This window comes from Amycolatopsis sp. NPDC043889 (genome assembly GCF_056435645.1).
In genome coordinates this window covers 56,353-69,824 of record NZ_JBWKEC010000030.1, presented here as the reverse complement: position 1 = coordinate 69,824, position 13,472 = coordinate 56,353, and the positions used below count along the sequence as shown (strand labels likewise).

12 protein-coding genes are annotated in these 13,472 nt (G+C 67.6%); 5 read left to right on the top strand and 7 right to left on the bottom strand.

Annotated elements, in window-relative coordinates:
• Nucleotides 1-52 precede the first annotated feature (52 nt).
• Nucleotides 53-808 (top strand): MBL fold metallo-hydrolase, encoded by a 756-nt coding sequence (locus tag AC0685_RS35305; RefSeq protein WP_478229457.1) that lies wholly within the window; start codon nucleotides 53-55, stop codon nucleotides 806-808.
• Between the two features lie 102 nt (nucleotides 809-910).
• On the opposite strand, the gene AC0685_RS35300 is transcribed toward AC0685_RS35305, so the two are convergent.
• The 3 genes from AC0685_RS35300 to AC0685_RS35290 form a co-directional block, all read right to left on the bottom strand.
• Nucleotides 911-1,795, bottom strand: a complete 885-nt coding sequence (locus AC0685_RS35300) for a tyrosine-type recombinase/integrase (protein ID WP_478229456.1) — start codon at nucleotides 1,793-1,795, stop codon at nucleotides 911-913.
• Nucleotides 1,796-1,918: 123 nt separating this feature from the next.
• Nucleotides 1,919-2,452 carry a hypothetical protein gene (locus AC0685_RS35295; RefSeq protein WP_478229455.1) on the bottom strand — a complete coding sequence of 178 codons (534 nt, stop codon included), beginning with the start codon at nucleotides 2,450-2,452 and terminating at the stop codon, nucleotides 1,919-1,921.
• A 115-nt stretch (nucleotides 2,453-2,567) separates the two neighbouring features.
• Nucleotides 2,568-2,930, bottom strand: a complete 363-nt coding sequence (locus tag AC0685_RS35290) for a hypothetical protein (protein WP_478229454.1) — start codon at nucleotides 2,928-2,930, stop codon at nucleotides 2,568-2,570.
• 991 nt (nucleotides 2,931-3,921) lie between these two features.
• Here AC0685_RS35290 and AC0685_RS35285 point away from each other — a divergent pair.
• The 3 genes from AC0685_RS35285 to AC0685_RS35275 all read left to right on the top strand — a co-directional run bounded on the left by AC0685_RS35285 (nucleotide 3,922) and on the right by AC0685_RS35275 (nucleotide 8,782).
• Nucleotides 3,922-7,950, top strand: coding sequence for an AAA family ATPase (locus AC0685_RS35285; RefSeq protein WP_478229453.1), 4,029 nt, complete (start codon nucleotides 3,922-3,924; stop codon nucleotides 7,948-7,950).
• A 30-nt stretch (nucleotides 7,951-7,980) separates the two neighbouring features.
• The gene (locus AC0685_RS35280) at nucleotides 7,981-8,355 is read left to right on the top strand and encodes a hypothetical protein (protein ID WP_478229452.1); all 375 of its coding nucleotides are present in this window, start codon (nucleotides 7,981-7,983) and stop codon (nucleotides 8,353-8,355) included.
• A 217-nt stretch (nucleotides 8,356-8,572) separates the two neighbouring features.
• Nucleotides 8,573-8,782, top strand: a complete 210-nt coding sequence (locus tag AC0685_RS35275) for a GntR family transcriptional regulator (RefSeq protein WP_478229451.1) — start codon at nucleotides 8,573-8,575, stop codon at nucleotides 8,780-8,782.
• A gap of 59 nt (nucleotides 8,783-8,841) precedes the next feature.
• Here AC0685_RS35275 and AC0685_RS35270 read toward each other — a convergent pair whose 3' ends face one another.
• From AC0685_RS35270 to AC0685_RS35260, 3 genes are all read right to left on the bottom strand, one after another.
• Nucleotides 8,842-9,126, bottom strand: coding sequence for a DUF1540 domain-containing protein (locus tag AC0685_RS35270; protein ID WP_340681766.1), 285 nt, complete (start codon nucleotides 9,124-9,126; stop codon nucleotides 8,842-8,844).
• A gap of 820 nt (nucleotides 9,127-9,946) precedes the next feature.
• Nucleotides 9,947-10,300: a hypothetical protein gene (locus AC0685_RS35265; protein WP_478229450.1), complete on the bottom strand. Its 354-nt coding sequence runs from the start codon at nucleotides 10,298-10,300 to the stop codon at nucleotides 9,947-9,949.
• 513 nt (nucleotides 10,301-10,813) lie between these two features.
• A complete protein-coding gene (locus AC0685_RS35260) occupies nucleotides 10,814-11,869 on the bottom strand; it encodes an AraC family transcriptional regulator (protein ID WP_478229449.1) in 1,056 nt (351 codons plus the stop codon).
• 420 nt (nucleotides 11,870-12,289) lie between these two features.
• Between AC0685_RS35260 and AC0685_RS35255 the strand changes: the two genes are divergently transcribed.
• The gene (locus AC0685_RS35255; protein WP_478229448.1) at nucleotides 12,290-12,703 is read left to right on the top strand and encodes a RidA family protein; all 414 of its coding nucleotides are present in this window, start codon (nucleotides 12,290-12,292) and stop codon (nucleotides 12,701-12,703) included.
• A 371-nt stretch (nucleotides 12,704-13,074) separates the two neighbouring features.
• Here the strand turns inward: AC0685_RS35255 and AC0685_RS35250 are convergent, their stop codons facing one another.
• Nucleotides 13,075-13,383, bottom strand: a complete 309-nt coding sequence (locus AC0685_RS35250; RefSeq protein WP_478229447.1) for a beta/gamma crystallin-related protein — start codon at nucleotides 13,381-13,383, stop codon at nucleotides 13,075-13,077.
• Between the last annotated feature and the right edge of the window lie 89 nt (nucleotides 13,384-13,472).

The following is a 13,472-nucleotide window of genomic DNA, read 5'->3' as shown; positions in this document are numbered from 1 at the left end:
TGGGGCGCGTCCGTCAGGCCGTCCCCTCTCTGCGTTCCAGGGGGCGCGGGTCGTGGCTGGGAAGATCGCTCCCGATCAAGAGCGCATCACCGCCGCGCTCGAGCGCGGCGGGATCGACCACCTCTATGCCCTGTTCGTGGCTCACTCCCACCACGACCACGTCAGGGATGCTCCCGACGTCGTCCGCCTTCGTGGTGGCACCTTGTACGGTTCGCCGTCCACGCTCAACGTCGGCCGCGGAGCGGGCCTGCCCGACGACTCCATGTGCGTGATCGCTGACGGCGACCAGGTCAAGCTGGGAGACTTCACCGTTCGCGTCTTCGAAGGGCTCCACAGCCCGGGCGATCACTACCCGGGCACGATCGACGAGCCCTTGACCACACCGACCAAAGCGTCCGCCTACCGCACCGGAGGCTGCTACTCGTTCCTGCTCACCCACCCCGCTGGACGAATGCTCGTCCACCCGAGCGCCGACTTCGTCCCTCACCAGTTCGACGGGCTCGACGTCGACTTCCTCTGCCTGGGAGTCGGAGGTGTCGGCGCCCAGGGCAAGCAGTTCCAGGACGACTACTGGCATCACGTCGTCGAGGCCGCCAGCCCGTCGTTCATCGTTCCGGTGCACTGGGACGACTTCTCGCGCCCCCTCGACCGCCCCCTGCGAACCATGCCGTTCTTCCTGGACAAAGCGGCTCGCACCAAGGACGTCTTGATCCGCAAGGCCGGCGACTCCCGCATCCCCTGGCGGTTCCAGGACGCTTTCGAGATCATCCGGCCCTTCGACGGGCCCAACGCGGCGAACGACGCCTGACCAGGGCCTCTCGACGAGCAGCCGCCCCGACCGGTTATGTGCCGGTCCACCGACACGTCCGCCAACCAGCGCACGACCGTCGGCAAGACAGTGCGTCAGGCGTCAGGTTGCGGACGCCATGTACGCCGCCAGGATGTAATTCGGGTGCCGGTCGAGGTTTTTGCGGGCGCGGTCGTAGCGCATGGTCGTGCGCGGGTCGGCATGGCGGGCTGCGATCTGGACGTCGCGTAGGTCGACCCCCGCGTCAAGCATTGTGGTGATGAAGGTGTGGCGGAGCATGTGCGGGTGCATCCTCGGGAGCCGCACCACCGCGGCCCCGGCCAGCCGGCGGGTTGCGCAAAGCCGGTCCATGCGGACGCCTCGTCGGTTGAGCAGGATCGGACCGTGATCGCGGTCGCCAACGGCTCGGTCGATAGCCCGTCCGACCGCCGGCGGTAGGGGCACCAGCACGACCTTGCTGCCCTTGCCGACCACCCGCAGCACCCGGTGTCCGTGTTCCTCGCCGAGGTCTCCGATGTCTGCGCAGCAGGCCTCGAATACCCGGAGGCCGAGTAGGCCGAGCATCGCGACCAGTGCGAAGTCGAACGGGTTGACCGATTCCCGGGCCGCGGTCAGTAGGGCCTCGAACTGCAGGTGTGACAGGCCGAGGGTCGGTGACTCGTTGGGCACCATCGGACGCCGGACGTACTCCGCTGGCGAGTGCTCGAGCACGGTGTCGATGACGCAGGTGCGGTAGAAGCCGGTGACCACTGACATCCTGCGCGACACCGTGGAGGGCTTGAACCGTCGCACCTCCTGCATCCAGCGCACGTACAGCTCAATCTGCGCCCGGCGCGCTGCCAGCGGAGCGAGGTCGCGTTCGCCGCACCAGGTGAAGAAGATCCGCAGGTCCGACTCCGAATGCGTCCGCGACACGCCCGAGTAGCGTGCGAGGTACGCCGCAGCCGCCAGTCGTAACACAGTTTCGTCCAGGTCTGAGGGCTCCATGACCTTCGATGCTGGGCGAAATCGCTCCTTACACAAGGCCGGGGAGCGCGCCACCCGCGGCATGAGAGCGCGATAGATCGCCGAGGTGAATGCTTCGCAGGTGGCGCCGGGCCGGCCGGCTGATCAGTTCTCGAAAGGGTCATGCGGCGGGCGCAAGTCCCACGACAGTCGCTCAGCCGCCGCAGCCTGCACCCGCAGTACTCGATCTCGGTTGTTTCCGTCCGCCTCGAGGATACTCACGATTTCGAAGGCGTAGGAGGCGGCGGCCGATTCGGACTGTCCCGCCAGCACCTCACCATAGAACGTCCATAGCCCTGTCCGGGCCAGGTCACGGCACTCCGCGACAGGATTCCTTCCCTCGAACAGACCGGACGCGTGCCCATTGTCCCCGATGAGACAGAGGATGACGTGGAAGAACTTGGCCCGCGACTGCCCCATGACGCCGCTGGTGATCGCAGCCAGTGACACGGCCAGAGCGGGCAATGACACTTCGATGAGGATCTCGCCTGGGGCCACCACGTGGTCGACCAGATCCAGGCCCTCCGCTCCCCGCGCCAGCGCCACAAAGTCACCAGCGAGGTGCTCTGAGGAACGACGGCACCCACATTCCATCGCGGCCCAGTCGTACCGCTCGATCTCCAGTTTCATCAGTTCCATGTGGACTCTCACCTCCGGCACCCGAACCTACTGAATCGCGCAACCTGCAGTGCTCGGACCGCCGATCACGCACATCGGCATGACCGCGCGCGACTCGGGGCAGAAGCGTGCGCCGTCAGCGACGGCTCATGCCATAGGCGGGAGTTGCGTGGACGCCTATGCCGTACTCGTACTGCAAGCCGGCGTCCGCGATGAAATGCGCCGCGTGCGCCAGTACCGGGTGCGAGCCGATCTTGCTCACGGCCATCCGGCGAATGGCTCGGTTGAGCCGGCCGGAGGCGCTGGTGACCGCCGCCCAGTTCCACTCGGCGGGGTCACCGAGTCGCTGCACAGTCGCGGACCACGCCGCGGCCCGTTTCTCCGTGTTGTGGTTCGTATGGCTCCATCGCAGCTCCCGGGTCCCGGCCGCCGCGCCGTGGTGGAGCTGGATGAGTCCCCAGCCTTCGCAGCTGTAGCGGAAGGTCGCGGTGGGATGCACTCCTGGAAGGAAATCTATCCGTTTCGCGATGGGCCCCGGGCCCGACCCGATGGCGAACAACGCCAGGCTTCGTCCCTGTCGACCGTCAGGGACCTCCGTGAGGGCGTGAAATTCGCGCAGTTCGCGGTCCGGCTCTGAGTCGGATTCGAAGACACGGAACAAGCCGAGATCGAATACGGTCTCGAGGACCGCGGACCAATCGTCGTCAACGGCGTAGAAGTCGAGATTCGGCACGATCTCACTATCCCTGCCGGGGCAGTACCAGCGCCAACGACCACCTCCTCTCATCGGCATGACCGCGCGCCTGGTCGTTGCGCGTAGCGACCGCCTCGCGGCATGAAAGGACGTTCGTCTGTTCTTGGGCTTTGGGACGGGCATAGGTACGGCTCGGGCGGGCTGCCGCCGTTGGTAGCGGCGGGCGGACGCGGACGTGAGTTCGTCATCTCGAGGCACAGGTATGTCGACGGGCAACTCAGATCGACACGCGCCGAGATCGATGTCGCAGACAGTGATGAACTGCCAGCCTCGATCAGCGACTGTGCTTCGTCCGGACTGGTGGATTCGCCGGCGGGAACGTTGACGGTGCACCTAATGGGATCTGTCACCGAACCCGGTCCGAGGTCCGCTGATCGGGTGTCTTATCTCGTGCCGATGGCGGCATCCACGAGCGTACGACGGCTGTGCCGACGAAGCCGAGAACTGCGACCAAGACAGCGCGAGCGCGACTTTCACGCCGCGGCGGCGCTTCTTCGGCGGCTGCGCGTCGGGAAAGTGATGGGGCGGGGATGGCTGCAGGCTATGCGGAGGAAAAGAGAAGCGCGCTGCGCCTGGAGGTGGCATGAAACCCTGTTGCGGGTGCCGATTCGCGGGCCGTAGCTTGCAGGGCTCCGCGTGCTGCTGGTCTTCTCCGGCAGCGGCGGAACGAAAAGGTACTCGGCGCCGATATAAGACCCGTGGACGAGCGGCGGGAACGGTGTGAACGGGCGGCCCGGTGACGGGTAAGAAGGTCACGGCCAGCGGTCCAGGTGCCATCGCTGCCGGCGAGTCCCTCACCCATGCCAGCACGCGAGTGGGCGACGACCACTATCACGGTGTCGAGATCCTGCCGCTGTCGGTGGCCACGCTGAACTACTCGCAAGTACTCGCCGCTGCGGGGCTCGACCGGTTCGTCGGTCGTAAGTGGTTGCTGGACACCATTGAAAAGCGGCTGAGCGGGCGCGAGGGCCGCTATGTACTCGTGGCGGCGACGGCAGGCGTCGGCAAGACGGCGTTCGCCGCATGGCTTTCCGAGCGCTGGCGGTGCCCGCGTCACTTCACCCAGGTGGTCGGCGGCGGCGACACCAGGACAGCGTTGCAGAGCCTCGCCGCCCAGCTCGTCACCCGCTACGGGCTCGAAGAGGAGTTCGCGCCGGGAGGCCGCCTGCCCGGCTGGGCGGGCGATCCCTCCCGTTTCCCCGCGATCCTCGCTGCGGCGGCCGAGGTGGCGGCGACGGCCGGCGAACCCTTGCGCATAGTCGTCGACGGCCTGGACGAAGCCACGGGAGCCGAGCGTGCCCTAGGGCTGCCCAGCACGCTGCCGGATGGGGTGCAGATCGTCGCGACCTACCGCGAGGGCGTCCCGGCGACCCGTCTGCCCGCAGGTGAGCAAGTGTCGGTGGCCCGCTTCGCCGCCGAGGATCCCGCGAACCTCGAGGATGTCCGCCAGTTCCTGGCCGTTCGGGCGCGCACCGAGCCACTCTCCACCCGGCTCGCTGCCGCGGGCATCACCGAGTCGCAGTTCGTCGAGCGCCTGCTCGACCGGTCCGGCGGTGTCTGGGTATACCTGCGGTACATGGTGCTGCGGCTCGAGGACGGCGAGTTCGACGCGTCCGCCCTGGACGGATTGCCGAAGGGCCTCACCGCCTACTACCGGCGGGAAGTCACCGCGTCCTGGGACAACGCGCTCTTCCACACCCAGGACCTCGTGCTGCTGACGACCCTTGCGACCGCCGCCCAGCCCGTCACCGCCGCCCAGCTCACGCGGCTGACCAAGCTCGACCCGGGCGTAGTTCGGCAGCTGTGCAACCACAGGTACCGGCCCTTCCTCGCCATCGACACCGCTGACCTCGATCGGGCGCCGAGCTACGCCATCCACCACTCGAGCCTCCGCGAGTTCCTTCATGGCGACACCGACCCGGCCGATCCGGAGGCGAACCCGGTGGCGGAGGCGGATCTGCGGCAGGCTGCGCGGGAGGCGCACCACCGGTTCGCCGACCTCTACCTCACGGAGTTCGGCGGCCTGGCCGGAGGCCTGCCTTCGCTGCAGGCGAACCGCGAACTGGCGGACGTCGACGACCGGTATCCGCTCTACCACCTGCCCATGCACCTGCACCGAGCCGGACGGCACGACGACCTGCAACAGCTGCTGACGTGCGTCGACCGGTTCCCGGCCATGACCACGGGCACACTGTGGGCCGACGTCCACGACCGCGCCGGCACACTGGACGACTACCTGGCGAGCATCGCCCTGGGGCGCGCCGTCGCGGAAGAGCGGACCGACGCTCAGATCGCGGCGGGCGGGCCGGCTCGGGACATCGCCCTCGAGAACGAATACGCGATGCTGGCCGCCGTGCTGGTGGGACGCGCGAAGGCGGTGCCGACCGCGTTGCTTCCGGCGCTCGTGCGCGTGGGGATGTGGGACACCCGCCGCGCACTCGCCCACGTCAACCGGATCGCCGACCCCCAACGCCGGGCGAAGGACCTGCTCGCCATGCTGCCCCTGCTCCAGGACCCCGACGAGGCCCGCGACGCCCGGGACGAGGTCCTCGCCGCGGTGCAGGCGGTCGAAAGCGAGTGGAGCCGGGCAGACCTGCTCGCCGAGCTGTCGCGGTTCCTCACTGGCGATCAGCTGGACCACGTCCTGGATCTGATCCGGGAGGACGAGCACGAGGAGACCAAGGCGGTGATGCTGGCGCGGTCAGCGGCGACAGCGCCGTTGGACGACGCCACCCGCTCGGCGCTGGTGGACGAGGTGCTCGACCTGACCGCCGGTCTCGAGTACCACGCTTCCGAGACACAGGCGAAGGTGCTGGCACTGGTGATCGACCTGCTCGACGACGCCCAGCTCGAACGAGCCGTGGACATCGCGAGGAACGTGTACTTCTCCGACCTCCGGGCTGAGGCGTTGGCCGTGGTGAGCCGACGGCTGACCGGCGAGGCCGGTGAACGGGCGATGCGAGAAGCCGTCGAGATGGCCGGCCAGATCTACTACCTGCACCGCCGCGGACGTGTGCTCGCCGGAATGTTCGCGTTCCTCCGTGGTCCTTTGCTGGAGCAGGCATGGCAAGCCATCACCGAGATCGACCATGTCCCCTACCAGGCCGAAGCAGCCACCCTCGCCGCCGGGCATCTGAGCGGGCCATTACGCGACGAAATGCTCGACCTCGTCGTCGCAGCCTACGACCAGGTATCGAGGATCGGCGAATTCAACCGGGAACCACTCGCTCTGGCCGCCACCCTCCTGACGGAGCCGGCCAAGACGCGCGAACTGACCCGCGTGCTGAACTCACTCGACCGCGAAGCCCTCACGGAAATGATCACGAGCGAAGACCAACGCCGCCACGGCGTCCGCGTGCTGCGCACGATTTCCGGCCACCTGAACGCCGATCAAGTCGAGAAGCTCATCAGGACCATCGTGAGCCTCGAGTACGAACAGCACAGAACGGCACGAGCCGAAGCACTCATCAGAATGGCCGCACATCTCGGCGGCCCACGCCGCGCGCACGCCGTCCACCGCTCGGCCGCCGACATCGCCACCATCTCGGACCTGAGGTTCCGGGCACCACTGGGAATCGGTGTATCCGCGCACTTGACCGGTCCCGCCCGCGACCGCGCCCTGGACCAGGCGCTGGACGACATCAGCAGTTTCATGCTGCGGGACACGCGACTGACGCTGCTGGCCGCGGTCGCGCCGCACGTGGACGCCGGACGGCTGGAGCGGGTGATGATCAGCGCCGCCAACGCGGACGCCACCGGTTCGACCGCCGATCGGCTGCGTGAGTTCCGCGACCTGCTGGACGGCCCGGCCGGCATCCGTGTCCTCGACGACGGCGAGATCCGGCGCGCTATCGGAGATCCCGGCGTGCAGATGCGGGAGTCGACGCTGGCCGACATCGTCGCGCCCCTGGGAGCCGCCGCCCGAGGGGATCTGCTCAACCTGGCCGTCCAGGCCGCGATCGCCGTCGACGACGCGCGATTCTGGTCGTGGGTGGTCACCGGACTGGCGGCCCAGGACAACGCCGCCGAACTGCTGGATCGAACTGTGGAGACCGCGCGGGCGATTCGGAGTGAGCGGTCACGGGCCGGGGCCCTCGCCGCCCTCGCGCCCAGCCTGCCTCCCGCTGCCCGCACCCCCCTGGTGGACGAGGTGCTCGACGCCGCCACGGAGCCGTCCACCGTCCTGCTGGTTCTGCCGGTGGTGCAGGAGGCCCAGCTGGGTCGTGCGGTGGAAGTCGTGAAGTCCGCGCCGAACTCCACCGAGCGTGCCGAAGCGCTCGCCGTGCTGGCCGCCCGCGTGACCTCCCCCGAGATCGAAGCCCTCGCACTCGACGCCGTCGACTCGCTCACCTTCGACCACGACCGGACCACCGTGATGGTCAGGGCGATCGCGCGCCTGGACCGCCACCAACGCCCTCAAGCTGCGGAGCACGCTCTGGGCCGGATCCGGGACGAAGGGAACGAGATCGTCGCGGTGAAAGCGCTGACCGTGCTGGCGGCGCACCTCAGCGCCGATCAGCTCACGGCGGCCGTCGAGCTCGCCATGGCCTTGAACGACAAGGCCGTGTTCACCGCCGTCGCACTGCGCATCGGGGCTCTCGCGTCCGAGATGACCATCGATCAGATCGCAGGCCTGCTCCGCCGGTTGTGGCGTGCCGTCCCCCGATACGAGGACCTGGTGGCGATCATCGGAGCCGCAGCACCGGCCACGCTCGCGATCGGCGGACCCGAAGCGCTGGCCCACCAGGCCACGTCCCTTACCTGAGAAAAACCCGAGATCGAATCGGAGGCACCGATGAGTCCAGGCGGCCGCAAACGCGTGGTGGCGGTAGTGGCATCGGTCGTGGTGGCCGCGGCGACCGGCGTGGTGACCAACGTGCTGAGCGACAGCTGGTCACTGACATGGTGGCTCGCGCTCGGGGTCCTCGTCGTCCTCAACGTGGTGCTGCAACTGGTCCTCAACTCGCCGGGCAGGAAGGAGCCGACGGTGGGGGCGTCCGGGGCGGGGTCGGTCGCCGTCGGAGGATCGGCTTCGGCTCCGATCACGACGAAGGTCCGCGGCACTGGGAGCACGCAGCCGCCGTCGTCCGCCGACGTCGCGGCCTCCGGGCCTGGAGCTGTCGCCGTCGGAGGCGACGCGGAGGGCGAGATCCGGACAGACGTCTCCTAGCTCCCGACGGCATACTCTGGTAGTGACCGATCTTCCGGCGACGTGGAGACGCACTACCGACGTCTGGCAGCACAACGGCGCTGGCCGCTGGAGACTGAAGCCGCATTCCGGGCAAGCGTCGCGTGGCATCGGGCGTTCGATGAGGGTCGACCACGAGACAGTGGCCATCAAGCAAATCGAGCAGGATTCGTCCGGAGCTGCGGCCACGAGCTGACCGATGACGGCCCTGCGCGTCACCATCGACACCGCCAGCGGACTCCCGCCGTGGCGGCCGATCTACGACCAGATCGAGCGCATGATCGCGGGCAGGACGCCGGCCGCGGGCACCCGGCCGGCGCCGATCCGCCAGCTGGCACGTGGACGCGCGACTCGGTCACTTCGTTCCGGACTCCGGTCAGCGGTGCACCAGGCGTCGGAGTCCGCGTAGCGTCGTGGCCATGTCCAAGGGACAGAAGCCCACGCTGGTCCTCACCCGTCCTCGCCGTACTACAGCGGCGCGTAGGTCAGGCAGTCCGCGTCATCCTGACGATGGCCGACCTCGATGGCAGGTGCCTGGCACTCCAGGTCGACATTGTACCGACAGTCGGACATTTTGCAGGCGCCGACATGCCCGACGGCGGCTGGATCCCCGCCTTTGAAGGAGGCGTGGAAGAACGTGTCGCAGTGGGCATGCAGGGGGTCGCCGATCGTGATGGCCAGGGCATGGCAGCCACGGTCGCGGTTGTAGGAGCACGTGTCGACCTCACACGTGGTCACCACGGGCATCTCCATGAGAATCTCCTGATGGTGTGTCGTGGCGCGGCTCGAATGCCGGTACCGGCAAGCCTTCCCGGCTCGTGTCCGGTGCGTGCCACTCGAAGTCGCCGGCTGTCCTGTGGCGGCGGTGCGCAGGAGCCGGCTGCGAAGGGCCTGGCTTCGGTGCTGTAGCCCGAGCGACGAACAGGGGCGTCGTCTTGGAAAATGAGCCAGCACAAAACCGATCAGCCTCCCTCGGTCGATCTCAGGTGACCAAGGCAGCTGATCCGGCTCCTCCTTGGAGAACACCAACGTGGCCATGCGCACCACCCCGCCGAGACCAGGCTAGGCAGCCAGGACGCGCCCGTCACGAGGCCACAGCAGGCGAATGCACGACACGGGCGTATTGTCGTCAAGCCTGACTGCCGATCACTCGACCGAACGCTGATTTCCGGCCATTACCGTTGACCGCCACTAGAGGGGTCGAGTTGCTCAATCGGTGCGCTCACGCGGCACGGAACTTGAGCCCCGTGTTCTCGCAGTGGAGCGCGAAGGTGCCGAGAACCCGCGCAAGGACCTGCGCAACCGATCGGACTTCCGGTTCGCCTACTGGTTCTTTGCCCGACTGTTCGCCCCGCTGTCCGGTGCCGGCGATGAGCGGCTCACGCCCCTCGGGGGCGGCGCCCGAATCCGAATCATCGCCCAGGCGCGTTGCAGTCGGGCCCGGGAATACCAACAATTGCCGGGTACTATGACCTGGCACGTGTCAGCGCCGGCCGGCCGGACATGCGGATACGCGGCGCGGTCGACGCCGGAGCGGTCGGCGGTGCCGTCACCCGGCACCGCCGACCGTGTGTCAGAACACCTTGACCGAGACCGTTTTGTCGTTCATCTGGTCGCCGACGTAGGAAAGGCTGCCGGTGTGATCGAGAGCCGGCGCGCCGGAATCCGTCCAGCAGTTGGCGCGCGAGTACAGGATCCACCGGGCGTTGGACCGGACCGAAGAAATCGTGTTGACGAAGTAAGTCGGGAGGTTGTAGCACCGGCCGCCGTCGCCCGGGTCGTAGATCGAAGAGCAGCAGTAGTTGGCGTTGTCGAAGAACTCGGCGTAGGTGGCCGAGGTGGCGGCCTGGGCCGAAGTGGCCGGCGTGAGCGCCACCGCCGCCACTGCGGCAGCGAACGCCGCGATTCCCTTGGCGCGAGAAATCATGTCTTTCTCCTCTATTTCGTCGGAAAGGAACGATCGTGTCGAGAGCAGCCGGGAAGGTATTCCGGCCTCGACGGTATCGTCGTGCAACTGAACTCAGTGATCGACTGCGGCTGCCGCCATTCGAGTGCGACTGCGCATAAGGCCACCCCATTCAGATCCAGCAGGCGGACCAGTTACCACTGGCGCTGCAGATGATATCTCCAGCTGTTCGCAGATCCACTCTGATGGGCGTTCGAGTAAAAACGATCAGGATCGTTTCTCAAACCGTAGCGGGGCTAAAACTGTGTCGTAAACGTCCTTCAAACTGCATTGAAACCCCCTAGACCCTGACGACAGCCTCGGTTCAGCGTACGGATGGCGGACGACCGCCCTCTATCCGTTATCCGCCGAGTGATCTGCGTGTATCGGCTTGCCGGCACGGCCCGGACCCGTCTCGCTCCGGCGGATAGGCCCGGAAAGAAAACGGACCCCGGGAATCCCGGGGTCCGTTACTGAAACGGTCGTGAGTACGCCTCAAGCCGGCGGGCTGTAGCGCCTTTCGGCGGTGTGGGACGGCACCTGTCCGTACGCCTCGCGGTAGTAAGCGGCGAACCGGCTCAGGTGGGTGAAGCCCCAGCGCGTCGCGACCTCGGCGACCGTCCCGGACGCGGAACCGTCCGCGATGCGCAGCAGGTCCTGGTGCACCCGGTCCAGTCGTACGCGCCGCAGGTAGGCCGCCGGGGTGGTCCCGAAGTCGATTCGGAAGCGCTCCTGGAGAGTGCGGGGGCTGACCCGCGCCGCCGCGGCCATGTCCGCGACCGACACCGGCTCACCCGCGTGTTCCTCGCAGTACGCCATGGCCCGTCGCACGGCACGCGGCAGCGCCGGATGGGCGTACGCGGGAAGGGCGGTGAAATGGTCGTGCGGCTGGAGGTCCACCAGACCGTGCACGAGGACCTGTTCGAAGTGCGCGGCGGCCAGCGGTGACCGGGCCGCGAGGGGTGACGCGGTGAACTGCGCGAAGGCTCGCGCGGTCCCCAGCCACGCGGCCACCGCCGGGTCGCCGTCCGCGAGGGCGGGGGCGAAACGCACGGCGGCGGCGGGCGGTTCACCGGTCTGCGCGGTGACGGCGTTGTCCACCACCGCCTGCGGCAGACACAGGATGAGCGTGTCCGCCCTGGCCGACAGGGACATGTCCAGGGTCATCCCGGGCCCGGCGACCGAGCACGACGCGGTGACTTCGCGGCCCGCCACCCGGACCGTACCTTCACCCGCGAGCGGGATGTGAACGTTGTAGAAGTCGGGCAGTTCGCCTGCCGCGACCTCAACCGGGACGCCCCACCCCAGCTCGTACAGCGCCAGACCCCGCCGGTGCAGGCGGCGGAAGCGGCCGGGCGACCGGTGCCCTCGGCCGACGCGCAGACAATGGGGCGAGAACTCCCCGGTCACTACCTCGTCCAGCGCCTCGACATCGTCCCCCTCGAACAGTATGTGCGGCGTGCCTGCCCCCGGTCCGCCCCGGCCGACGTGTCCAGCTCCCCGTTCCCGTACCGCCGCCCCGCGCGTGCGTCCCCCGTATCCGCCCTGCATCTCGTCTCCCCCAGGCTCCGGCCGGTGGTCCGCAGGTCGGCCCCGGCTTTCCGCCGAATTTACAGCTACAAGGAAGCACCGTCCCGTGAGATCGACGATCCGCTCCGGACCAGCCTCGCGTGCGCGGGGACGACAACGCGTCGGCCGGGGCCGCGTAGGGCCTGTATCGAAGTCGGCGGAGATGGTTTGACTCGACCGACGCTCAATGGGCGGCGCTGGAGCCGTTGCCGCACATCGCCCGCATCGGTCACGTCGGCACAGCCATCACGCGCCCAAGGTCACTGTCGAAGGCGAGAAGCCGCCGAACCGGGTCGTGAAGGACGATGCGCGGCAGAGGCTGTGCAGAGCACGGTGGCTTCGCCTCATGATGCTTCCGTCTCGCCCTTGCCCCACTGGATGTCGTGCGATCATGGGTGTGGCATGAAGCCACGCCGCTGGAACCCTCCGGCAGTCGCACCGCCGTTCGGGCGGTACAGCCCTCTCGCGGAAGTGCCGCCGGGCCACCGGCTCGTCTTCGTCGCGGGCCAGCTCGACGTCAACCCGGACGGCACCCTCGCCGGCCCGGACGCCGAAACGCAGACGCGGCGGATCTTCGCCGACATCGAGGCCCTGCTCGCCGCGCAGGGCGTCGGGCCGCAGCACCTGGTCAAGCTCGTCACCTTGCTCGCGGGCACCGAGCATCTGGCCGGCTACCACTCGGCGAAGGCCGAGACTTTCGCGAAGTGGTTCCCGGACGGCGACTTCCCGGCCCAGACGCTCGCAGTCGTCGCCGCACTGGCAGGGCCGGACTACACGGCCGAAGTCGAGGCGATCGCGGCGATTCCGGCCGGCTGATTCCCGGCTCTGGCTCCAGTTGACCTTGCGGGATGACGGCGGCCTACGCCCGCCTCGGGTATGGCCGCGCTCTAACGAGGCGCGTTCGGGCGCAGCGCGCGGGGCCCACGCATCGCGGAACATCATCAACTGGTAGTCGAGCCGTTCGAGCCCGGTTCTCGACGGTTGGACGCTGATGTTCGGCACTCCGCCCGGATCCGCGCATCCGGCTTCTGGGGGGCCGCCTGATACCTTGCCGAACACGGCTATCTGCTGCCTCATGAAGAATGCGGGTTTCCGAGGGGCTGGACTGAGGGGCTCGACCTCTCCGACACAGCAGCGGTCCGGGAGCTCAGCGGGCAGGTCAGACGCGACTTCGCGTTTCCCGGTACCTATTCACCTTGAGGCTCGATCAGACCTTTGTCTGCCTCTGCGCCGAGTGCGGGCCGCAATGACGAGACGGCGTCGTTCGCGATTCCAACATTTTGCAGCGATGGGTAATTGCCTGGCCCGAGAACGCCTAATAGATCACTGAAGTTGCCGTGCCGAAAGAAAGCCCACCTGCCATCTAGAACGACAACCGAAGAGACTTTGTCATTAAAGAACCTGTCGTCTGACGCGTTGAGATTGGGTTCCGCGACGAAGACGTGCTTATGTTCTCCATGAAAACGGACATGCTCGAACAAGATGACATGTGGCATGAAGGTCTCCTGCGCTTGAATCGTAACCGTATGCACCTGCGAGGTGAATTCTTTGCCTTTTCCAAGGGCTGGTTCATCATCATGATCGT

What these genes read in the sequence shown, in the direction of transcription:
- AC0685_RS35300 (WP_478229456.1), bottom strand. Translation starts at nt 1,795, where the DNA reads ATGGAGCCCTCAGACCTGGACGAAACTGTGTTACGACTGGCGGCTGCG.
- AC0685_RS35295 (WP_478229455.1), bottom strand. Translation starts at nt 2,452, where the DNA reads ATGGAACTGATGAAACTGGAGATCGAGCGGTACGACTGGGCCGCGATG.
- AC0685_RS35280 (WP_478229452.1), top strand. Translation starts at nt 7,981, where the DNA reads ATGAGTCCAGGCGGCCGCAAACGCGTGGTGGCGGTAGTGGCATCGGTC.
- AC0685_RS35275 (WP_478229451.1), top strand. Translation starts at nt 8,573, where the DNA reads ATGACGGCCCTGCGCGTCACCATCGACACCGCCAGCGGACTCCCGCCG.
- AC0685_RS35270 (WP_340681766.1), bottom strand. Translation starts at nt 9,126, where the DNA reads ATGGAGATGCCCGTGGTGACCACGTGTGAGGTCGACACGTGCTCCTAC.
- AC0685_RS35265 (WP_478229450.1), bottom strand. Translation starts at nt 10,300, where the DNA reads ATGATTTCTCGCGCCAAGGGAATCGCGGCGTTCGCTGCCGCAGTGGCG.
- AC0685_RS35260 (WP_478229449.1), bottom strand. Translation starts at nt 11,869, where the DNA reads ATGCAGGGCGGATACGGGGGACGCACGCGCGGGGCGGCGGTACGGGAA.
- AC0685_RS35255 (WP_478229448.1), top strand. Translation starts at nt 12,290, where the DNA reads ATGAAGCCACGCCGCTGGAACCCTCCGGCAGTCGCACCGCCGTTCGGG.
- AC0685_RS35250 (WP_478229447.1), bottom strand. Translation starts at nt 13,383, where the DNA reads ATGCCACATGTCATCTTGTTCGAGCATGTCCGTTTTCATGGAGAACAT.